The sequence below is a fragment of the Polyangium sorediatum genome (genome assembly GCF_029946465.1).
GTDB classification, from domain to species: domain Bacteria; phylum Myxococcota_A; class Polyangia; order Polyangiales; family Polyangiaceae; genus Polyangium; species Polyangium fumosum.
The window spans coordinates 1-22,060 of the sequence record NZ_JARZHI010000111.1; the positions used below are offsets into that span (position 1 = coordinate 1).

Sequence of the window (22,060 nt, forward strand, 5' to 3'; positions counted from 1 at the left end):
TGGAGGGCCGACCCCGCCGCCCGCGGAGACCGGCGCGCCGACGACCGAGGCCCCCGCCCCGCCGACGACCGAAGCACCGCCGCCGCCGCCGCCGGCACCGCCGCCCGCTGCCGAGGCGCCGAAGCCGGTCCCGCCGGCCGTGCCGGTCCTCGCCGAGCCCGCGCCGGTGAAGACGGTCGACAACGAGCCGCCGTCCGTGCGTATCGGCGATTTCATGGATACGCGCCTGACGTGGGTCATGGGCGACGACGACGTGCTGCACCAGACGGGGCAGGCGCAGCCGCTCTCGCCGGACTTCTCGATCGGCGATCGGCGGACGTACCGTCTCTTCTTCGACAACCTGAACTCGCGCTTCGCCGGCCGCGAGAACCTGACGCACCTCGCGCTCTACAAGAAGATGCCGGGGTTCATCAAAGGCCTCGACACCGAGGCGTCGATGGTCCTGCGCTTCGACCTCGCCTCGCTCGCGCGCGCCACGAACAACCTGAACCAGTCGCTCTACGACGCCGGCTCGTTCATCCGCGCCTTCTATCACACGGACGGCAATAAAAACGGCAAGCGTGGCCTGTCGGTGACGCTCTGGCCGCTCGACACCGATCGGTTCCGCCTCGGCTACCTCTACGACATCTCCTGGGGCGGCACGAACCCGTTCATCAACCAATCGATCTTCCCGCGCGTGCAGGGCGGCGCCCCCGGCGGAAAGGTCGAATACACGGGCGACAAGTGGAGCGTGTTCTTCGGCCTGAAGACCGCGACGATCATCCAGGTCGAGCAGACGCTGACGCCGGGCACGAGCGAGGTCGAGGAGATCCGCATCGGCCAGACGAACTACGGTCTGCTCGGCGGCGGCAGCGTCGACCTGGGCGAGTACGTGCACCTCGACCTCGGCGGCGGTTACTTCCAGCAGGGCAAGTTCGATCTGCCCGACGTGGCGGGGCAGAGCATTTACACGCTCGGCGCCTCCGCGCGGCTCCTGCTCCACGACAAGAGCACGCCGGTGCCGCAGTCGATCGATTTCGCGCTGTACCGGAACGATCCGAACAAGCCGATGATCATCTTCAAGCCGGAGGTCTATAACCCCGGCAAGACGACGTGGTCGGTCGCGATCGAGGGGACGAACCTCTGGCAACGCGTGAAGGACTTCGACGTGGCCGGCGGGACGACGTTCCAGCAGGCGCGGGCCGCGGCGGTGCAGGCGAACGTGAAGTCCGGCTTCTTGCGCGGCAGCTTCACGGCCATCTACCGCGACCTGCCCTACGTCCTGCGCAACCAGCCGAGCTACATTCCCTTCCAATCGCTGCCGAACGACGCCGCGACCGCGAACGAGTTCTTCCTCGCCGTCGCCTCCGATTATTACCTCCCGGCCCCGCGGCTCACCGTCGGGCTCGGCGCGGGTCTCCAGTTCCCCTCGACGTTCTCCACGTCGTCGGTGGACGAGTCGAACGCCCCCATCTCGCGCACCGTCGTCGTGCGCGAGCAGGGCAACATCGCCATTCTGCCGGTGAACCAGGGCGCGGTGCCTATCTTCCAGGCGCGCGCGAGCCTGAAATGGGACCTCTCGACGATCATGTCGGCGATGCTCTGGCTCCAGTACGTGCGCGACAACAACGGCACGTTCGTCGAGCGGGATCCGAGCGAAGGCACGGTGGCCCTCCGCAGCTTCATCAGCCCGAACTTCCTCGGCTTCGGCGCCAGCGTCTCGGCGCGCTTCTGAGGCACACGAGGGCCACGCCGTGTCGCCCCGGCTGTCCCTCCACCTCGACCATCGCGACGCCGTCCACAGGCCCGGGGAGCTCATCACCGGGCGCGTGGAGATCGTCTGTCCCGAGAGCCGCCGCGGAGGCGAGCTCGTGGCCTCGCTCGACTGGGACGTCGAGAGCCGCGGCGAGCCCTACGCCGTGCGCGGCGCGCCGATCGTCCTCGCCACGGGCCTCGCGCTCGCGGCCGGCGAGCCCACGTTCGTGCCCTTCGAGATCCCCGCGCCGTCCGGCCCGCTCACGTACCACGGGCACATCCTCACGGTGAGCTGGACCTTGCGCGTGGAGGCGAAGCTCGGCTGGGCGTCGCGCGAGCGCGTGGAGGCGCGGATCCTGCTCCTGCCGTGGACCGAGGAGGCGCGCGCGCTGACGGCGAAGAGTTATCGCACGGCGCCGGCGCGGCATGCGCTCGTGTACAACCCGGGGCCCTTGCCGGAGGCGGCGCTCGGCAAGCGCGACGAGCCGAAGACCCTGGAGCATCCCATCGTCGGGGTGGCGCTCGCGGCGGCGAGCGCGGCGCTGCTCGTCCTGCGCGCGGGGGCGTTCGCGCGGATCCTCGCGCTGCTCTTGCTCGTCGGCGGGCTCTCGGCGCTCTTCGCGCATCTTCGACGTCGCACGCTGCGCGAGCGGCTCGGCCCGCCCGAGCTCTCGGTGCATCCGGAGATCGCGCGGGCGGGCGAGGTGATCACGGTGGCAGTCTCGTTCAAGCCGGGCCGGCCGGAGGTGCTGAAGGAGCTCATCCTTTCGCTCGCGGCGCAGGAGGTCGTGGTGCGTCCGTCGAGCGAGCCGGACGAGCCGCGGCATTATCGTCATTCGCTGCACGGCGAGCGGCGCGCGGTCGATCGGGCGCGGCTCAGGCTGCCGCCGGGCCGGGTGACCGTGGTGCAGGAGATCTTTCGGATCCCGCCGCAGGCGCCGCCCTCGTTTGGCGCGCCGAACAACGAGCTGCGGTGGGAGGTCTCGGCGACGGTGCGCACGGCCGACCTCGTGTCGTGGAAGCAGACCCAGCGGATCCTCGTCCACCCGCCTACGCCCTGAGCGGTCGCGGCGCGGCTCGCCCGTCGCCTGGCTGCTTTCCCCGCGACAACGGGAAAGACGAGCCTTATGTTCGGCCGCCAGGAGCTGGAACCCGAACGATGAGATGCCAGAACTGCCGCCAGGAGGCGCCCACCATCGTGCGAGGGGCGCGCGCGTATTGCACGGCCTGCGGCGCGCCTCGCTCGCTTCTGGAGGACACGCCCGTCAACGTCGCGGGCCAGCCGTCGAAGATCGGCGGCGGCGTGGCGAGCGTGGCTGGCTGGGTGATCCTGATCACGGGCGTCCTCGTGTCGCTCGCGCTCGGGGGGTTGATCTCGCTCGCGAGCGCGACCGTCGCGTGGATCGTCGGCGGGTTTTTGGGCGCCATGAGCGTGCTTTTTGGCCTGCTGTTCATCCTGGGCGGCCGTTTGCTCTGGAAGACGGGCAAGGAGCGCGAGCGGGGGGCGCACGAGCAGGCGGTGTTCGCGGTGGCGCGGCGGAACTCCGGGTCGGTGACGCCCGCCGAGCTCGCGCGGGCTGTGAATATGAGCGAGGTGGAGGCCGACGCGCTCCTCACGGAGATGGCGAAACGCCCGGACGGGGATGTCTCGCTGGAGGTCGACGATGACGGGACGCTCCGGTATTACGTGAAAGGCACGGGGAGCGCGCGTATCGGCGCGCCGCGCGTCCGTGTGGGGATGGGCGGGGCGCCGGGGTCTTCGCATGCGGCCGAGGCGGAGGCGCTCGCCGAGGCGGAGATGGGCGAGGAAGAGGCCCAGGCGCGGGCCCAGCGTCGGCGTTAATCAAGGACGACGCCCCACGAATCGACCTTCACGGTTCCGCGCGGGCGCGGCAGTGGTTTGGTGAACGTGCGCGTCTTCGAGCCCTCGCTCGCCTGGCCGCCGCGCCCGGTCTGGAACACGAGCTGAAAATCGCCGCCCGTGGAGGGGCCCATCGCCGTGACGGAGCCGAGCCAAGGATCGGGGAAGGTGACGGGGGCATAACAGCTCGGCGTTTGCAGGGCGGCGACGCCGAAGACGACGGTGCCCGGGGGTTGGTCCTCGAAATAGCTGGTTTGGCCGGGCGCCAGGGCGGGATCTTTCACGTACCGGGGACAAGGCCATCCGGGCGGCGGGGTCGGGCCGTTGGGGCTGCAAGGGGTGGTCCGGAGGTAATCGACGCCCCATACGGAGCCGTGTCCGTCGGAGCAGGCGGCGCTGGGGTTTCCTTCGGGCGTGAAGGTCGCGAAATAGGCGGCGCCGTCGAAGAGGGAGATGGGGCCGGTGACGCGGACGCCGTTCTCGAACGGGATCGTCCAGTTGTGGCGGGTCACGAGGCCGTCCTCGGATACGTCTTCCAGGATCGAGGTGATACGTGCCCGGACGCCCGCGCTTTTCGTGAACGTCTCCTGATCCCCCGTGGAGAAGAGAATCACGGGGCGGCCGAGCGGATCGACGCTGACGATGGGCGGGGTCTCGACGGGCTGGCGCGCCGAGGCCGTGTCGCCGGGGAGGGAATACGCGTCCCAGGCGAGGCGCGCAGACCATTTCGAGGGTTCGGGGCTCATGAGGTCGATCCGATAGAGGTTTCCATCGGCATCCCCGACGTACACACGATCGGCGACCTGCCCCGGCTGGGCCGGAAAAGGGGTCGGGATGCCGGTGACCGGGGCATCGAAGGAAAAGGGGCGAATCCGCGACGGCGCGAGGGCGGGGCCGTCCGAGGGCAAACCACGAAAGGTCGCGAGGATCTCGCCGGTGTCGAGGCGAGCAAGCGTCAAGGAGCGCGCGGGCAGGGCTGCGCCGCTCGAAGTGTCGTGGCATCGCACGGCGAGGGCGCCGGAAGCGGGCTTTTGGGGTTCGTCCGGCGCGACGAGCGAGCCCTGCACGAGGCGCGGGCAGGCGTCGGCGCCGGGTGGCCCGGAGGCGCCGCCCGAGAGCAAGGCGACCGCGACTTCCTCGAGATCCCCTTTGCCGTCGTCGATCGCGATCGTGGCGATGGCCGGGCGGGGCGTCTCGGATCCGAAAAGGGGCGCGCCGGCCTCGTCCGTCGAGAGCTGCCAGAGGAAACGCGGGGTTTCCGGGTCGGTCACGTCGAGCGCATAATAAAAGCCGCCGCCCATGCCGCCGCCGGCGAGGAGCACCGTGCGCCATTTCGTGCTCGCTGAGCCGGCTTGGGCATCGGCGCGGGTGCGGGAGAGGACGACGTCACGAACGACGGGGCTGCCGTCGAGGAGGAAGGCCTGCTGCCGGTAGGTCGGGAGGAGGCCGGGGAGGACGTGCGGCGGGAAAAACGACCATATTTCGTTGTTCGCGAGCGTATCGACGCGCAAGGGATCGGCGGGGTCGTTCGCGGCGACCTTGAAGGCGTGGAGCTGGCCGTCGGTGGTGGCGGCGAAAAGCACGGGCGGTCGTTTTTGCGAGGCGGGATCGGAGGCGAACGCGGCATACGCTTCGTCGCGGAGGAAAACGCGCGGCGGCGTCATGACGGCGGGGACGGCGTGGTAGATGCTGCCGAGCTCGTGGCCGCTGCGGGCATGCGGGACGAGGGGATCACCGATTTCCCAGCGCATCACGGCCTCGGCGCAGGCGTTTGCCGTGGGAGCGGGAAGCGCGAGGGCTTTGCAGGTCTCCGGGAGAGAGCCCGGGTCGATGCCGAGCGCGGCGGGCGCGAGGGCGAGGGTTTGCGCAAAATGCGCCCCTTCGAGCAGGCCCGTGGAGACGCCGCCGGCGGAGGCCAATCCGTCGCTCTTCTGGAGGTGGGGCCGGATGCTGCCGCGGGACGGAAGGGTTGGTCCCGCAGGATCGGCGAGGACCGTGAAGAAGCGCCGGGCCGGAACACCCGTGGCGAGGTTGGCCTCGAAGTCGTCGCCTTTTTGCGGGTCGACGGGGGCGAGGACCGGCACTTCGAGGCCGCCTTGGTTCTCGCACACGTATCGTTTTCGTTCGAGGTTGCCGCTCCAGGGCTCGCCGGGCGGGGCGTCGAAGGAGGTGACGAACTGGTATCCCGCGGCGGACGCGTCTCCCTGGGCCGAAGCGGCGCCGGCGGACGCGAAGACGGGGATCGTGCGGCTCGTGGAGCTCGACGAGACGAACGCGAGGACGGCGTCGAGGGCCTTGCGGAGGGAAGGTAGGTCCGAGGCGAAATGGGCGCGCTCGGTGCCGCCCTCGTGCGCGATTCGCGCGAGGGTGCAGCAGGCCGCGAGGCTCCCGTCCGCGCCCACGCAAGGGCCGCTCGGATCGAGCAGGTCCGCAGGCGCGAGGGACGCGCAATCGACGCCGTCGACCCCGGAGAGGCCAAAGCCCACGGCAAACGTGGGAAGGGGGCTCGCCGCCGTGGCGAGGTCGTGGGCGATTTCCCAGGGCCTGGGGTAAGGGCATTTTCCGTCGCCCGCGGCGCAGGCGTCACGCAGATCGAGGTTGGGCTCGCCGTCGGAGAGGACGAGGACGAATTGCGGTCGGCAGCCTCCTTTTTGATAGGGGTCCTCGGCCGGGCCGAGCGGGACGCCGGTCGCGGGGTGTTTCGTGGTGTCGTGCCACAAGAAATCACGCGCGTCGGCCAGCATGCCGGCGAGCGGCGTCGCGCCGAAGGGGCGGAGGGCGAGGAGCGTGCGCTGGATGCGCGCGTTCTGCGCCCGGACCTCGGCGATCGGCGCGTCGTACCCGCCAAACCCGACGAGCCCACCTTCCCAGGGCGGCGCGGCGGGGTTTTTCGCGCCGACCTCGAAGGGCTGCTCCGCGCACCCGGCGGGATGGCCGTGGGCCGGCGCGCCGCCGTCGTTCCAACCGAGAAAATAGCTGTGGTCGCCCGCCGCGCCCGTGCCGGGGTGCGGGAGCGAATCGAAGGTCATGAGCCCGAAACGCACGCGGTCGCGGTAGGTATCGAGCAGGCCGTCCGCGTCTTGCCGGAATCCGGGCGCGTCGCAGGGCATTGGGAGATGGTTCCAGGCATGCGTGCGGATGGCGTCGTCGGAGACCTCGTACCAGGGCGAGGGCAAGACGCCGGGGCCGTGGGTGCATCCGTTCGAGAGAATGCGGTGGAACGGGAGGTGGTAGGCGGCATCCGCGGGCGGGGCGCCGCCGATCGAATACTCGTCGAGGAACGCGGAGGTGCCGCGGTCCTGCGTGAAGCATGAAAAATTTTGAATCGTGCCCGTCAGGACGGAGACGAGCGTGGCCCAGCGATTCATGAGCGTCGTCGTGCCGGGGAGGCACGCGGCGCCCGCCTCCTCGGGTCTCCTGCCATCAACCATGTTCTCCATCGATCCGGAGGTGTCGAGGAGCAGGAGGACATTGGGCAGGGGCGGATTCACGTCGACCTGCGCGCGAGCGAGGTCGGCGGCGAGAAAAGAAGCGAGCGCGAGACCCGTCGAGCCCCAAAAAGAAGAAAGCAAGCGCATGGGCCCTCCTTCGAGAGGCGATTGCAATGGGCATGCCGCTCCGTTCGGAGCTTCGCGACGCGTCATTCTCACGGGCGGGGGCGGAGGAGGTGGATACGAATTGCGGAGCCCCGCAAAAACGTGCGTGGGCTGGCTGCCGGCATCATTTTGACGCCGGGCGGCAGCGCGCAGGGATTTTCGCGCTCGGGAGGGGCTTGGCGCGCCGGGAGGGCTCTGGTATTCGTGGATCGCCTGGGATATTGAGGAAGGGGGCAGTGATGGTACGGTCGGGGAGGTGCTGGGGGAGGCGCGGCGCGCTGGTGGTCGCCGCGTTGCTCGCGACAGGGTGCGGGGAGGAGGCGCCGCCTTATGATGCGCTTCCGCTGCGAGATGCGCTCCGCGCGGCGCCCGAGGTGATGGCGTCGCTGCCGAAGGAGACGCGTCGTGAGGTGGCGCAACGGCTGGAAGAAGCCGGGGTCGCTCCCGTCGAGGAGCGGCTCGTCGTGCCGCCGCGCGACGTCCCGACGATCGACGCGCTCGCGAGCGCCGCGGACGAGGAGCGCGAGGAGCAAGGGAAGGACGCGCTCGTGCTCGGCGCGATCGAGCGGGAAGGCGCGGAGCTGCTGCTCGAAGCGCGTGAAGCCAAGGAGGCGACCGATACGAACGAGGGGCCGCCGAAGATGCGGGGGCGCCCGGGGAACACGACGGCGGCGCTCGAAGCCGCGGCGCTCGAGGGGCGCGCGGGGCGCTGGGTGCGTGATCTCGCGAAACGGTCGGACGCCAAGGAGATCGTGCGGACGACGGGCCTGCCGATGGGCGCCTGGGCCTTCGACGATACGCTGTACGTGAATGCGTCGTGGCTCGTCGCGCTCGCGGCGCTGGAGGAGGAGGGCGCGCCGATCGTGCCCGGCCCCGCGGTCGTGCCGATGCCGGGGATGCCCGGCTCGAAGCCTTTGTCGGTCGATTTCAATCCGTACAAGCTGCCCGACAGCGTGGAGGAGTGCTCGCTGCAGGTGCAGACGACGTGCGGCTGCGCGGCGAGCGGGACGTGTGATCACGACGTGACGGATCCGACGTTCTCCGACGCGAATGCAGAGTGCACGTGGGTGAACCAGGCCGCGGCGAACGCGGCGGCGCTCTGCGTGCTCGCGCTGATGAACATCGACGGGGTGCGGGCGTGCGTGGAGTCGGGTGGATCGATCTGCGCGGCGCTGCCGGTGACGACGCGGGACGACGCGCTCGCGTTCCTGGCGAGCGAGAGCTGCATGGGCTTGCTCCAGCAATGCCTCGCGGACGGGAGCCTGTCGGGGGATTCGTCGGGCAGCGGGAGCGGGTCGTCGAGCTGCGGGGGTTGCTCGGGCAGCTCGTGCGGCGGATGCAACGACGATTGTTCGAAGTGCAACGACAATTGCTCGAAGTGCAATGACAATTGCGCGGACTGCAACCAGAACTGCAAGGACTGTAACAGCAACTGCAAGGGCAGCCAGTGCGCCGTCGCGCGGCGGCCTGGGCGTTCTCCCCTGCCCTCGCCGGTCGGAACCGCGTTCTGGTTGTCGCTCCCGGTCGCGTACCTTTATCTCCTGTCGCAACGCAGGAGGCGGCCATGAGGAGCCTCGTCGTGGCATGGCTCGAGCGCCACGGGTTGCCCGGGTGGCTCGCGCCTGATTACATGGTGATGGTGGGGCTCGCGGCGCTGCTCGGCGCGATCGCGACGCAAAGGTTGTCGCGGCGCGACGGAGCCGACGCAGGGCTCGAAGGGCGGGCGCTCCTCGCGGCGTATGCCGGGGCGCTCGCGGGGGGATACGTCTTCGAATGGCTGCGGGCGCTGCCGGAGGCGCTCCTTTCGCGGTCGCTCGATCCGCTGCTGCACGCGGGGCGCGCGGCGTACGGTGGGCTCTTGATGGGGGCACTCGCGGCAGCCTGGGTGCTGCGCCGCGGGGGCGCAAAGGCGCTGCCGTTTCTGGATCGGGCGGTTCCGCTGTGCGCGATCTCGTACGGGTTCGTGCGAACGGGCTGTTTCCTCGCGGGGTGTGATTACGGCAAACCCACGGCGGGTTTCTTCGGGGTACGGTTCCCGGCCGGGAGCCCGGCGGCGCTCGATCACGCTTCGCTCGGCTGGGTCCCGCAAGGGGCGCCGAGCCTGCCCGTGCACCCGACGCAGCTTTACGAGGCGGTGGTGGGGCTCGTGGCAGGCGTGGTGGCGTCGCTCTGGCTCCTCGGTCCGCGGCGCGACGGGCGGGCGTTCGGCACGTGGATCGCGCTGTATGCCACGGGGCGGTTTTTCGTGGAAATGGTTCGCGGCGACGCGTCGCGCGGGACGTACGGGCCCTTGAGCTCGGCGCAGCTCGTGTCGGTCGTGCTGCTCGTCGGCGTGGGCGCGGCCGTGGTGCTCGCGCGGAAGGGTCCGCGGTTGTCGCTGGCCTCGGCGATGCTGGCCGCGGCGGCGCTCGTCGTGCCGGAGGAGGCCGCGGCGCAGCCGGCGAAACCGGCGCAACCGGCGAAACCGACGGGAACAACCACACAGGCGCCGGCCGGGCAACCGCCCAAGCAGCCAGCGGGACAACCCCCTCCCGCGGCCGGGCCCAAAGCCGGCGCGGCGACGCCTTCGAGTGTCCCGCCGCCGCCGCCCGTGCAGCAGGCGCAGCCTTATCCTCCGCCGCCACAGGGCGGCACGGCGTATCCGTATCCGCCGCCTGCGCAGGGCGCGGCGCCGTACCCCTATCCCTACCCATATCCGCCGCCGCCGCAGGGGGCCGCGCCGTATCCGTACCCGTATCCCTACCCCTACCCGCCGCCGCCGCAGGGCGGGACGCCGACGGGCGTGAGATCCGTGCCGGCGGAGGAGCTCCCGCCGGAGGAGAAGCCCGCGGATCCGCAGAAGGAGTACAACAAGCTCCGCTTCGGCATCGGCCTCGCGGGCGGCGGGTATTTCGCGCCGGGCAGGTTCGCGGTGAAGGACGGCGCGCTCGTCGACCTGGAAGCCACGTACCGCATCGCCACGGGGTCGCGGCAACGCTTCGAGATCGGCCTCGAAGGGCGCTTCGTGGGGACGAACGACGCGACGCAATGGGGGATCGCCGTCCCGATCCGGTTCGTCACGGGCCTCGGCAGGTACTCGGAGATCGAATTCACGACGATGCCGTTCTACTCGCGCGTGGTCTTCGACTCGGCCTACTTCGAGCCCGCCAACGGGTTCGGCGCGCGGTTCCAGCTCGGCTTCGGCTTCCCGCTCACCTCGCATTTCGCCATCGGATTCACCCCCCTCGGCTTCGGGATCATGGGGTCCGGCAGCGTCCATACGCTGTTCACGTACGAGCCGCGGTTCTGGGTGAAGGTCGCGCCGTTCTGAGCAAAACGATGATGTCTCGATTCATGCGGGGCGCCTCGCGCCTCGCAGCCCCCCTTGCGCTCGTGCTCCTGCCCGCTTGCTCGGACGAGCCCGCGACCACGCCGCCGCCGGCGGAGATCGACATCTTCGACCGGCTGCAGGCCATCCCGGGGATGGTGGTGACGGAGGAGAACTCGGGCGTCGAGGGGTATCGTTATTTCGTGATGGAGTACGAGCAGCCGGCGGATCACGGCGCCGAGGGCGGGCCGGTCTTCCGGCAGCGCTTGCTCTTGCACCACAGGGACGAGGCCGCGCCGTTCGTGCTCGGGACGTCGGGGTACAACGTCAATCCCACGCGGCAAAGGCTGCGGGAGCCGGCGAGTTTTCTCGAGGCGAACCAGCTCTTCGTGGAGCAACGGTTCTTCACGCCCTCGAGGCCGGAGCCGGCCGACTGGTCGCTCCTGACGATCGAGCAGGCCGCGGCGGATCACCATCGTATCGTGGACGTGCTGAAGCCCATCTACACGGGCAAATGGATCTCGTCCGGCGCGAGCAAAGGCGGGATGACGTCCGTGTACCACCGGCGGTTTTTCCCGGACGACGTCGACGGGACGGTCGCGTACGTGGCGCCGCACAGCTTCGGCACGCAGGATGCGCGATACCTCGATTTCGTGGCGTCGCTCGGGAGCTCGACCTGCAAGGACGCGCTGCGGTATTTCCAGCGCGAGGTGCTTCTGCGGCGCACGGCGATGCTCGAGCGAATCGACGCGCAGGCCACGATGGACGGGCTCACGTACGACCTGCTCGGCCGGGAGAAGGCGCTCGAAGTGGCCACGCTTCAGCTCGTCTTCACGTTCTGGCAGTATTACGACGAGAGCATTTGTCCGGACATGACCGTCGCGCCGACGGACGACGATGTGTGGACGTTCCTCGACGAGATCGTCTCGCCGAGCCTCTTCTCGGACGAGGAGTTCCTCACGTACGAGCCTTATTACTGGCAAGCCGCGACGGAGCTCGGGTATCCGGCGGTCGAGGAGTCGCACATCGCGGATCTCTTGCAGTTCCCCGGGATCGACGTGCCGGAGACGTATCTCACGCCGGGCAAGACGCCGGTGTTCGAGGCGTCGGCGATGCAGGACATTTCCACCTGGATCTCGGCGGAGGGAGAGAGGCTTTTGTTCGTGTACGGCGAGACCGATCCGTACACGGCGGCGGCCTTCGAGGTCGGCAATGCGAAGGACAGCTACCGGTTCCTCGCGCCGGGGCTGAACCATTCGGCGTCGATCGTTGATTTGAGCGAGCCGGATCGCGCAAAAGCGCTCGATGCGCTGGAGGCGTGGACGGGTGTCACGCCGGTCCTGCCGCCGGAGACGGCGATCCGGGAGCGCAGGACGCGGCGCGATCCCGATTGAGTCACCAGATCTTCGTGGCGTCGGTCATGTTGATGTAGATGACCGGGCCCTCGAACTTCGAGGCGAGGAACTGGTCGGTGTACGTGAAGAGCTCGTCGAGGCGCTCGAACTCGGCCGGGGAGTAATACGGCGTGGTCGCGGGGTGGAAGCCCGTCGAGACCTGCGTGGGCGCGGAGAGCGCGCCGCCGCTCCAGTTCGCGTCGAAGATGTTTTTGATCTCCTCGACGGCCCAGTAATCGACCATGCAGCCGTTGTCCGGGACTTCGAGCAGGCCAAGCGCGGGGCCCTTGCCGCCGGCGACGATGCTGTCCTCCGTGGGACGATAAGGCTGGCTCGTGTCGCCGATCGTCGCCCATTGCGTCTTGTTGAACTCGTAGATGTCGTAGCCGAACCACTCGTCCATGAGCTTCCAGTTGTTCGCGGAAGAATCGACGAGAAAGCCCGTGTCGACGAGGGCCTGCGCGACGTGCGTCTCCAGGGTCCAGGCGCCGGCGCGGAAGGAGGTGGGTTTGCCGAAGCCGACCTGGTTCCAGATCTCGTTGGCCTTGCCGAACAAGGTCTTCCATTCCTCGCGGCTGTAGGCCCCGAGACGCACGGTGTAGCCAGTCGGATCGCCGGCCGGATCGGAGACCGAAGGCGAGGTTTTGCAAGCCACCCCCGCGGCCTCGATGAAGTTGCAATACGGGTGGATGTGGAGGCCGATTTCGTCGCCGTACGTATCGCGCATGCCCTGGGCCCAGCTCACGATGTGGTCGCGGCGCTGCTGGGAGACGGCCGGATCGGTGAACGTATACGGGCCGAGGAGGTGCGTGATCTTGAGCTCGGGGTGCGCCGTGTGGAGCTCGGTGTGATGGTCGAGGACGCGGTCGTCGACGTCGGAGAAATCCCAGTCCGTCGAGATGACCATGTAGAGCGCGTGCCCCTTGACGAATTCGGCGCGAAAAAAGGCTTCCTTCGAGCCGCGCACGGAGAGCATGAGGCCGTGGGTCCCAACCGGGAGCTCGAGCGTCGGGATCTCGCCCTGCGACTCGTTGTCGTCCGCGTTGAAGACGAGCGGGACCGGCTCGGCGGCGCCGTCGATCCAGGCGTCAAGAAAGACGACGTCCTTGGGGGCCGCGACCTGGATCGTGAAAGCCTTCGTGGGATTCGTGAGGCCGTCGCCGGCGAGGACGTAACGCGGGATGCCGGTCACGGTGAACGCAGGGTCGTTTTCCGCCGGCGGGTTGGGCCGAACGGGGTCGATGACGAGGGGTGGTTCGCCCCCTTCATCCGGACCGCAGGCCGGCGCCGCGAGGAGGGAGAGGGCCGTGAGGAGAAGGTAGGAGGAAGATCGAAAGCGCATGATCCCTTGTATCATGCGCTGGCAGCGCCCCGAAGGGCGTCCTCGGGGTGCGCTCAGTCCGCTGTGGGCAATTTGAGCGCGCCCGCGCCGAGCTCGACGAAGCGGGTCTTCGGAAACGCCTTCGCGCAGGTCTCGAGCTGCCAGTCGCCCTTGAAAAGGACGACGGGCTGGCCATGCACGTCGAGCGCGCCATAGCCGTAGAGCTGCGATTCGAGCTCCGCGAGCGGCACGGGCTCGCCCTCGACCCAGCGGGCGATGTTCCACGAGAGGCGCTCGATACGCACGTCCGCACCGTATTCGTTGAGGAGGCGGTGCTTGACGACGTCGAACTGGAGCTCGCCGACGGCGCCGAGGATGGCCTCGCCCTCGCGGCCCTCCGGCGGCCGGAAGAGCTGCACGCTGCCCTCCTGCGCGAGCTGCTCGAGGCCCTTCTTGAGCTGCTTGCGTTTCATCGGGTCGACCATCACCACGCGGCCGAAATGCTCGGGCGGGAACTGCGGGAGCGGCGCATACTTGACGTTCGTGCCGTCCGTGAGGGTATCGCCGATGAGGAAGATGCCCGGATCAAAGACGCCGATGATGTCGCCCGCGAACCCGTCGTCGACGACCGTGCGCTCCTGCGCGAGGAATTGCACGGGGTTCGTGAGGCGAATGTCGCGATCGAGCCGCACGTGGCGGACCTTCATGCCGCGCTCGTACCGGCCGGAGCAGACGCGGACGAACGCAATGCGGTCGCGGTGCGCGCGATCCATGTTCGCCTGGATCTTGAAGACGAACGCGGTGAATCGCTCGTCGTCCGGGGTGATCGCGCCCTTGTCGCTCGGGCGCGCGGCGGGCGCGGGCATCATCTCCACGAAGGAGTCGAGGAGCTGCGGGAGGCCGAAATTCGTCAATGCGCTGCCGAAGAACATGGGCGTGACCTCGCCGCGCGCGAGCTTGCCCGTGTCGAGGGCATCGCCCGCCGCGTCGAGGAGCTCGACGTCCTCGCGGAGCTGCTTGACGCCTTCCTCTTCCACCGCCTGTTCGAGCTCGGGTGCGTAGAGGTCGTGCGCCTGCATGGGCGCCATCTCGGCGCCGTGGGCGACCTGCTGAAAGAGAAACACCTGCCGCAGGAGGCGGTGATACACGCCCTTGAATTGGCCGCGGACGGAGATCGGCCAGGTGATCGGGTAGACGCCGATGCCGAGGACCTCCTCGACTTCGCCGATGAGCTCGAACGGATCACGGCCGGGCCGGTCCATCTTGTTGACGAAGCTGAAGATGGGCATCGAGCGCAGCTTGCAGACGCGGAAGAGCTTCTTCGTCTGCGCCTCGACGCCCTTGGCCGAGTCGAGGAGCATGATGGCCGCGTCGGTGGCCATGAGCGCGCGGTAGGTGTCCTCGCTGAAGTCGGCGTGGCCGGGGGTGTCGACGAGCGAGAGCAAGCGGCCCTTGTAAGGGAACTGCAGGACGCTCGACTGGATGGAGATGCCGCGCTCGCGCTCCATCTCCAGGTAGTCGCTGACGGCGTGCGCGCGCGCGCGCTTGGCCTTGACCGCGCCCGCGAGCTGGATGGCCCCGCCGTAGAGCAGGAGCTTCTCGGTGAGCGTGGTCTTGCCCGCGTCGGGGTGGGAGATGATGGCGAAGGTCTTGCGGCGAGCGATCTCGCGCTGGAGGAGTAGAGGGTCGGACACGGCGGCGCGCGCACCTTAGCACCGGTTCCGCCCCGGGCTACGCTCGTGAGGGCCCGCGGCCGCGGCCGAGGGGCTGCCTCGGCGCGCCCCTGGCGGCCGCCAGGCGGAAACACGGGGCGCCACCCCCGAAGGCCAAGAACTGCAGCCATCCAAGGGGGTTTTGTCCTGGCACGCGGCTCGCTCGGGTCCGCCGCGTGGAAGCGACCGAGCGACGAGCGGGACGAGCCCCGGCGGGGGACGACATCGATCTGATCCTGCGCCACGTCTCGCGGAAGCTGCCCCACGCGGTCGCGCGGGCGCTGGTCGATTGCGAGGGTCCTATCGAGCCTTTGGAGTGGGTCGATACGCAGGTGACGTCCCGCCAGCGGCGGCTCGATCGAGCGCTGCTCGTGAAGGCTGCCGAGGGAAAACGCCTGCTGCACGTGGAATGGGCGAGAGCCATGACGCGGGACGTGTCGTGGCGCATGTTCGAATACAACACGCTGACGGCGCTGGCGCTGGGGAGCGAGACGCGCGCGCGGCGCGGGGCGAAACCGGAGGAGGGGCCGCCGCGCATCGAGAGCGTGCTCGTGCTCCTTTCAGGCCGCGACGAACCCTGGCCCGAGGAGGGCGTGTACCGGACTTCGCCGGAGGATCGACCGTTCTCCGGCGTCTCGTTCCGCGTGGAGCCCGTGTACCAGCGGACCGTGGCCGAGCTCGTGCGACGCGCCACCGAACAGGGGAGTCCGTTCTGGTTGATCTTCGCGCCCCTCACGAAAGATGTGGACGCGGACAAACTTGCGCACGTCATGGAGAATTTGCGCGCGCAGAGCTCCCCGGAAGAGTTCGAGGAGCTCTGCGCCGCCATGGCCGTCCTCGCGGAGACAAACCGGCGTGTGAAAGGGCTGAAGGATGTGGTAGTCTCTGCGGGGTCCGGGAGGTTGGTCGTGCAAAACTGGATCTTCAGAGAAGGACGTAAGGAAGGGCGCAAGGAGGGACGCAAGCAGGGACGCCTGGAAGGACGCCTCGAAACCCTCGCCCATCAGTTCGAACGGCGCCTCGGGCGTCCGCTGACCATGTCCGAGCGACAAACCTTGGAGACTCGGCTCGCGAAGCTCGGCGCAGGGCGGGTCGGGGACGTGGTGCTCGATCGGTCGCCGGAGGAACTCGTGCGCTGGCTCGCGCCACGCGCCGAGGGGTAACCGCCGAGGAATTACGCCTTCGCCACGCCCGCGAGCTTCGGGCGCATGCCCTCGAGCCACGCCCGCGCCGCGGCCTCGTCGTCGCCGTGGAAGACGTGGCGATCCCGGACCCCGAGCGCGGCCGTCGCGCGCATGAGCATTTCGACGGACATGCGTAGCGCGAAGCCTCCCCCATACAGGGCAAGGGCGCGCGGCGGGAGGCGAATGCGGTGCGACGACAACGCGACCTTCCGCGCCCCCCCGGTCCAGGTCGTCACGCGAGAGATAGAGGCGAGCGTGAGCATGTAGGGACGGCCTTCGCCCCAGACCTCGAGCGCCTCGGCGAGGGACTGGAGCTCCTCGCCGAGCTCACCACAAAGCTCGATACGGACCGTGTCGGGCGCCTCGAACGCGAGCGTATGCGAGCCGATCCGTAGCTCCGTGCCCACCGATGGATCCCCCGCCGTCGTCACGCGGACCGGAGCTTACGCTCCATCCGGCGTCTCCGCAGGAGAAAAAGCGCGGCGAGCGAGAGGAGGGCCGGCGAGGTCCCCGACACGCCTCCCGTTACCCGGCACCCACAACCGTCGTCGAGGACGAGCGGTCCCGTGGGCCGATCCCCGCCGCCCGACGAAGCGCCGCCCCCCATTCCACCAAGCCCGCCACCCCCGCCCGCGCCGGCATCGCCGCCCGCACCGCCATTTCCAGCGGCACCGCCCGCACCGCCGATTCCGCCGCTTCCGCCTGCACCGCCGCTCCCACCTGCACCGCCGCTTCCGCCGCCGCTCCCGCCTCCGCCGCCGCTCCCGCCACCGCTTCCGCCTCCGCCGCCGCTTCCGCCGCCGCTTCCGCCTCCGCTCCCGCCTCCGCCTCCGCCGCCGCTTCCGCCTCCGCCGCCGCTTCCGCCTCCGCCGCCGCTTCCGCCGGCCCCGCCAACCCCGCCGCTTCCGTCGTCGGACACGATCCTCGCCCGGACACGAATTCGCGCTGTCGCGTCGTCATGCGCCCCATACGCGACGAGAACGTTCCCGGGCAGCCCCGCGCAAGCAATCGACGGGGTCTCGTCCTCCGGCTGCGCGCTGATCATGAAAGGCATTGCATCCACGGGCGTTCCGTCGGCGTGCAGCCGGAGCCCCACAATGTCGTTCGCGCCCTCCGAGACGATCGAATACGTGACGACGTGGCCCGCGCCGTCGAAGGCCACGGAAGGCGCGCGCTCGGCGCTCGGGGTCGCCGCGAGCACGAGGCTGTTCGGATCGAGCACGACCCCCGCCGCCGTCACGCGCGCCGCGTGAATGTCGGGGGCCGTGGGCGCTCGCTCGTCCGACCACACGACGAGGAAGTCGCTCCCGTCGAAGCCCACCGAAGGGCTCGTCTGCGCGTTTGGCGCGACCGACACGGGGATACCCGCGGCGTCGAGGACCGTGCCGTTCGGATCGATCCGGAAAGCATAGATGTCGCCCTTCGTGTCGGTGCGCTGATCGGAGGCCACGGCGAGGAACAACGCGCCATTCGAAGCCAGGCCCGAGAGGAACTGGGAGCCCGGCGCGGTCGTGATCGGAAAGCCCTGGGGATCTTGCACCGCGCCGAAAGGCGAGACACGCGCGCCGTAAATGTCCCACGCCGTGGCGCCATGGCGATCGTCGAGCCAGGCGACGAGCCAGGCATTGCCCGTGGACGCGACGGAGGGCGACTCCTGGGACGAGGTGCCCGTGGCGACGGGAAACCCGCCCGGATCGAGGACGACGCCGGCAGGGCTGACGCGCGCCGCGTACACGTCGGACTGGTTTTGCGTCGTGCGCCGGTCGGTCCAGACGACGAGATGGTTTTTTCCGTCGAACGAGACACGCGGGTTTGCGACGGGGCCCTGGCCGGACGCGACGAGGATCGCCGAGGCGTCGAGGACCTGCCCCGCAGGGCTCACGCGGACGCCGGCCACGACGCTGCCTTTGTTGCGCGTGTCCGCCCAGACGACGAACCAATTCGTCCCGTCGAACGCGGCGTCGCCAATGCGCTCCTCGTTCGGCGCCGTGGAGAGGAGCTTCGCCGGCGTGTCCACGGCCGTGCCGCCCTGGGGGATACGCGCGCCGAAAATGTCGCGGTTGTCCGCGTCGGCATCCCACGCGGCGAGGGTATGTGTCGCGCCGGGCGCGAGCGCGACGGAGACGTCGTCCGCGCCGCCCTTGACCACGACGAACCCGGCCGGATCGAGGACCGTGCCCTGCGAATCGATGCGGGTGCCATAAAGATCGTACACGCCGCCGCCATTGCGCAGGTCTTCCCAGGCGGCGACGTAGTTCACGCCGTCCCAGGCGACCGACGGGTAGCGCTGCGCGCCCGAGGCCGCCGAGACGAGCAGGCCCGCGGCGTCGAGGACCGTGCCGTTCGGATCGACGCGCGCGCCATAGATGTCGTACGAGCTGCCGCTGCGGTAATCACGCCAGACGAGGAGCGCGTTCGTGCCATTGCTCGCGACCGCCGGGTACATCTGGCTGCCCGAGGCCGCGGAGACGGCGATGCCCGAAGGGTCGAGGACGACGCCCGCCGGCGTCACGCGCGCGGCATACACGTCCTGGTTCGTGCCGCTGCGATAGTCCTGCCAGGCGACGACGAAGCTCGTGCCGTCCCACGCGACCGAGGGGCGGCTTTGCTCGTTCGTGGCGGCGCCGATGGGGAGGCCGAGCGGGTCGAGCAGGACGCCGTTCGAGAGGAGGCGCGCGCCGTAGACGTCGTTCGAGGTGCCATTGCGGAAGTCCTCCCAGACGACGAGGACGCGGCTCGTGTCCGCGGCGATGGCCGGGGCGCGTTGCGCATTCGTGGCGCCGCCGAGGACGAACGAGGCGCCGAGCGGCGCGCCCGTGGGCCCGAAGCGCCGCGCGCGAATGTCCCAGCTCGTATCGTCGCCCGGGACACCACTCTCCCACGCGACGACCCAGCCTGCGCCATCCCACGCGGCGGCGGGCGCGAGGTTGGACCCGACGGACGGCTCGATCTCGAAGCCCTGCGGATCGAGCGGCGCGCCGGAGGGGCCCACGAGGACGCCGCGCAAGCCCGAGGAAAAACCGTCCGCCGCGTACGCTTCCCACACGACGAGCCAGTTCGTTCCGTCGTAGGCGACGGCCGGGGTCGTCTGTTTTCCCTGGGAAGGACCATAGGCCGGCGCGTCGAGCGGGATGCCGGGCGTGACGATACGGGCCGCGCTCGGGCCGGCGTCGGGGAGGCGGGCGCCCGCGCCGAACAGGGCGAGGAGGAGGGCGCCGAGGCCACAAGACAAGGGGAGGAAGCGCGGACGGGCCATGCGGCCAGGATACGATCGTCAGCGAGGTCGTTCGAGCGAGAAGGTGACGGTGACGCCGACGGGATCGGCAGTCGGGGCGCCGACGGCCTTGTTCTTGAGGAGCAGGCGGATGCAGGACGCGGCCTCGTCGGTCACGCCCTTCTTGCTCTCGATCTCGACGCCCTCGGCGCGGCCGCGCACACGGACGAGGAAGCTCAGTTTGATGCTGCCCTTCGCCGCTTCGAGGCCACCATTGTCGGCGATGCACTTGGCAATGCCTTCGAGGTTTGCGTTGATGAACTTCTCGGCGCGCGGCACCTCGCCGCCCTCGAATTTCGGCGTGGTGATCGTGACGAGGGGCGGAGGCCCGGGTTTTGGTTTTTCCGGCGGCGGCGGCGGCGGCGGCGGCGGCGGAGGCGGCGGCGGAGGCGGCGGGGCCGTTTCGGGCGGCGGGGCCGCGTCCGTGCCGCCGTCCGGGGAAGGCGGCTCGGGTTGCGGGGGCGGCGGGAGCCAGCCGGCGTCACGCTCGTCGGGGCGCAAGCAACGGACGAATCCGCGGTGCGGGTCTTCGAGGGCGCCGTGGGGGCATTTCGACGGATCGTCGTCCGTCTTGCGGCCGAGCGCGTCCGCCTCCGTGTCGGCCTGGCCGTGGCTCCGTCCCACCGGCGCGGCCTCCGGCATGGCCGCGCCACAAGCGCCCGCCGAGGCGAGGCCGAGGAGGGCCGCGGTGGCCGCGCGGAACCAGTTCGAGTGCGGGCTCATCGGGGGGAACCTAGCGGCCGATGGACGGGAGGCAAAGAAATCGGCGGCGGATTCTTGGCCCGGCGACGACGCTTGGAGAGCGCGCCGGAAGGGCCGCAGGGGATTCCCCTCAGGGTGACAGCTTGGCGATGAACGCATCCTGGTGATTCAGGTCGCCGGCCGAGAACGGCCCGAGGCCGAAGTCGATGTTGCCGCCGAAGTCTCCGCCGAGCAGGATGTTCCCCATCGGATCGGTCGCCACGTCGTTGCACGTATCCGTCTCGTACACCACCGGGTCGCCGTAGCGCTTGCTCCATACGTAGGCGCCCGTGGAGCTCAGCTTGAGCACGAAGATATCGGGGGACGCGGCCACGACGTTCATCACGCCGCCGCCGAGGTCCATGCTGCCCTGGAACGTACCCGTCACGATGACGTTGCCCGCCGGATCCACGGCCATGTTGGGTGCATAAAACGCTTTGGCCGGGGTCGTGCCGTAGGTCTTCGACCAGAGGCATGCGCCGTTCGGATCGAGCTTCGCCACGTAGAATCCGTGGTTGTTCAACGCCGAGAGGGGCCCGCATCCGAAATCGATGGGCTCGTGGTGGGTGCCCGTGATGAAGATGTTGCCCTGCGCATCGAAGGCGGCCTTGCTGATGTCCTGCGTCGACGCCGAGCCGTAGTTCTTGCTCCAGAGGTGGGTCCCATCCGCGGCGAATTTCGCGATCGCGACGTCGATGCTGCCCGCCGACGTGAGCACGCCGCCGCCGAAATTGGCCGTGCCCTGGAGGTCGACGGCGAGGACGATCTCGCCCGCCGCATTCACGGAGACGCTCTTGCCGCCCTGGACCGCGGTGTCCCCGAATCGCTTGCTGAAGACGTGGGCGCCCGTGGCGTCGTACATGGCGAGGAAGGTGTCGCCGGCAGACCCATTCAAGGGGGGGCCGCCCAAGCTCACGGCGCCGCCATTCACGGTCCCCGTGACCACGAGGCCGCCGCTCGGCGTGGTGGCGAGGTCCGACGCGCCTTGCGAGTTCGTCGACTCGCCAAACACCTTGCTCCAGACAACCGCTCCCGTGGCGACGTCGTGCTTGAGGATGAAAATGTCCCCCCCGCCGCCGATCGGGTTGAGGGTCTTGCCCCCCACGGTCAGGTTGCTGACGAAATAACCGGCCGTGTACACGTTGCCGGTCGCATCAAAGGCGAGGGACGTGACCCAGCCGAGGTTGTTCGAAGCGCTGAATTGCTGTTGCCACAAGAAGCCGCCGTTCGGGTCGAGCTTGACGAGGAACGCATCTTCCGAACCCGTGACGGTCATGAGGCCGCCGCCGAAATCGATGAACCCGCCGGTCATCGGGCCGACGACGCCAATGTTTCCCGCGGAATCCGTGGCAATGCGGAAGACGCTCTGCGTCGACGTGTCGTTGCCGTACCCCTTGGCCCAGAGCCCCTTGCCGAGGGCGAGGCCGTCGTCGACCATTCCATTGCAGTCGTTGTCGAGCCCATCCGCCACCTCGGGGCTCGGCGGGACGTTCGGCTCGCAGGGGGTCGCGCCGTCCTTGCAGGTCGTGGTGCCGGCCGCGCAGACGCCCGGGAGCGCCGTGTCGCACGGCATGCCGACGCCGGGGACGTCTTCGTCGAGGGTGCCGTCGCAATCGTCGTCGACGCCGTTGCACGTCTCCATCTGCGCGCCGGGCGTGATATCGGCCATGCAGATCAGGCTGCCGCTGGAGCACGTGGTATGGCCCGCGGCGCACGCGCCGGGCAACGCCGTGTTGCAAGGGGCGTCGCCGCCGGGATTGCCATTGTCGATCACGCCGTCGCAATCGTCGTCGACGTTGTTGCAGGTCTCGGGGATGCAGTTCTGGCCGCCCGAGCCGCCGACGCCGCCCGTCCCGCCGACGCCGCCCACGCCGCCCGTCCCGCCCACGCCGCCCACGCCGCCCACGCCGCCCGTCCCGCCCACGCCGCCCACGCC

Annotated in this window: 14 protein-coding genes; 7 read left to right on the forward strand and 7 right to left on the reverse strand. The window is 69.5% G+C overall.

The genetic code is table 11. From position 1 onward, the window contains the following. The 3 genes from QHF89_RS47170 to QHF89_RS47180 form a co-directional block, all read left to right on the forward strand. The coding region (locus QHF89_RS47170) for a hypothetical protein (protein ID WP_284721882.1) at positions 1–1,714 on the forward strand (1,714 nt) is incomplete at its 5' end. A 19-nt stretch (positions 1,715–1,733) separates the two neighbouring features. After that, entirely contained in the window at positions 1,734–2,795 is a 1,062-nt protein-coding gene (locus tag QHF89_RS47175) for a hypothetical protein (protein ID WP_136967781.1), read from the forward strand. 98 nt (positions 2,796–2,893) lie between these two features. After that, the gene (locus tag QHF89_RS47180) at positions 2,894–3,577 is read left to right on the forward strand and encodes a hypothetical protein (RefSeq protein ID WP_136967780.1); all 684 of its coding nucleotides are present in this window, start codon (positions 2,894–2,896) and stop codon (positions 3,575–3,577) included. Here QHF89_RS47180 and QHF89_RS47185 read toward each other — a convergent pair. After that, a complete protein-coding gene (locus QHF89_RS47185; protein WP_284721883.1) occupies positions 3,574–7,173 on the reverse strand; it encodes a PilC/PilY family type IV pilus protein in 3,600 nt (1,199 codons plus the stop codon). The two genes, QHF89_RS47180 and QHF89_RS47185, sit on opposite strands and share 4 nt — an antisense overlap. Before the next feature lie 257 nt (positions 7,174–7,430). Between QHF89_RS47185 and QHF89_RS47190 the strand changes: the two genes are divergently transcribed. Genes QHF89_RS47190 through QHF89_RS47200 form a run of 3 tightly spaced genes read left to right on the forward strand, consistent with a single transcriptional unit; the run spans position 7,431 to position 11,892 of the window. After that, positions 7,431–8,759 (forward strand): SPFH domain-containing protein, encoded by a 1,329-nt coding sequence (locus tag QHF89_RS47190; RefSeq protein ID WP_425440857.1) that lies wholly within the window; start codon positions 7,431–7,433, stop codon positions 8,757–8,759. Then, positions 8,756–10,501, forward strand: coding sequence for a prolipoprotein diacylglyceryl transferase (locus tag QHF89_RS47195; protein ID WP_136967777.1), 1,746 nt, complete (start codon positions 8,756–8,758; stop codon positions 10,499–10,501). The genes QHF89_RS47190 and QHF89_RS47195 overlap by 4 nt, the downstream gene beginning before the upstream one ends. Positions 10,502–10,509: 8 nt before the next feature. Next, positions 10,510–11,892, forward strand: coding sequence for a S28 family serine protease (locus tag QHF89_RS47200; protein WP_284721884.1), 1,383 nt, complete (start codon positions 10,510–10,512; stop codon positions 11,890–11,892). 1 nt (position 11,893) lies between these two features. Here the strand turns inward: QHF89_RS47200 and QHF89_RS47205 are convergent, their stop codons facing one another. Further along, complete coding sequence (locus tag QHF89_RS47205) at positions 11,894–13,234, reverse strand: polysaccharide deacetylase family protein (RefSeq protein WP_136967775.1); 1,341 nt, start codon at positions 13,232–13,234, stop codon at positions 11,894–11,896. Between the two features lie 53 nt (positions 13,235–13,287). After that, positions 13,288–14,907, reverse strand: coding sequence for a peptide chain release factor 3 (locus QHF89_RS47210; RefSeq protein ID WP_136967774.1), 1,620 nt, complete (start codon positions 14,905–14,907; stop codon positions 13,288–13,290). A gap of 194 nt (positions 14,908–15,101) precedes the next feature. Here QHF89_RS47210 and QHF89_RS47215 point away from each other — a divergent pair, with 194 nt between their 5' ends. Next, positions 15,102–16,088, forward strand: a complete 987-nt coding sequence (locus QHF89_RS47215) for an RpnC/YadD family protein (RefSeq protein ID WP_136967773.1) — start codon at positions 15,102–15,104, stop codon at positions 16,086–16,088. A gap of 11 nt (positions 16,089–16,099) precedes the next feature. Here QHF89_RS47215 and QHF89_RS47220 read toward each other — a convergent pair whose 3' ends face one another. The 4 genes from QHF89_RS47220 to QHF89_RS47235 form a co-directional block, all read right to left on the reverse strand. Then, complete coding sequence (locus QHF89_RS47220) at positions 16,100–16,540, reverse strand: hypothetical protein (RefSeq protein ID WP_136967772.1); 441 nt, start codon at positions 16,538–16,540, stop codon at positions 16,100–16,102. After that, the gene (locus tag QHF89_RS47225) at positions 16,537–19,365 is read right to left on the reverse strand and encodes a hypothetical protein (protein ID WP_284721885.1); all 2,829 of its coding nucleotides are present in this window, start codon (positions 19,363–19,365) and stop codon (positions 16,537–16,539) included. Before QHF89_RS47225 ends, QHF89_RS47220 begins: the two co-directional genes overlap by 4 nt. An 18-nt stretch (positions 19,366–19,383) precedes the next feature. Next, positions 19,384–20,106, reverse strand: coding sequence for a hypothetical protein (locus QHF89_RS47230; RefSeq protein ID WP_284721886.1), 723 nt, complete (start codon positions 20,104–20,106; stop codon positions 19,384–19,386). Positions 20,107–20,215: 109 nt separating this feature from the next. Next, the coding region (locus QHF89_RS47235) for a MopE-related protein (protein WP_284721887.1) at positions 20,216–22,060 on the reverse strand (1,845 nt) is incomplete at its 5' end.

Coding starts and splice junctions, on each gene's coding strand:
- QHF89_RS47180 (WP_136967780.1), top strand. CDS start 2,894: ATGAGATGCCAGAACTGCCGCCAGGAGGCGCCCACCATCGTGCGAGGG.
- QHF89_RS47185 (WP_284721883.1), bottom strand. CDS start 7,173: ATGCGCTTGCTTTCTTCTTTTTGGGGCTCGACGGGTCTCGCGCTCGCT.
- QHF89_RS47190 (WP_425440857.1), top strand. CDS start 7,431: ATGGTACGGTCGGGGAGGTGCTGGGGGAGGCGCGGCGCGCTGGTGGTC.
- QHF89_RS47195 (WP_136967777.1), top strand. CDS start 8,756: ATGAGGAGCCTCGTCGTGGCATGGCTCGAGCGCCACGGGTTGCCCGGG.
- QHF89_RS47200 (WP_284721884.1), top strand. CDS start 10,510: ATGATGTCTCGATTCATGCGGGGCGCCTCGCGCCTCGCAGCCCCCCTT.
- QHF89_RS47205 (WP_136967775.1), bottom strand. CDS start 13,234: ATGCGCTTTCGATCTTCCTCCTACCTTCTCCTCACGGCCCTCTCCCTC.
- QHF89_RS47225 (WP_284721885.1), bottom strand. CDS start 19,365: ATGGCCCGTCCGCGCTTCCTCCCCTTGTCTTGTGGCCTCGGCGCCCTC.
- QHF89_RS47230 (WP_284721886.1), bottom strand. CDS start 20,106: ATGAGCCCGCACTCGAACTGGTTCCGCGCGGCCACCGCGGCCCTCCTC.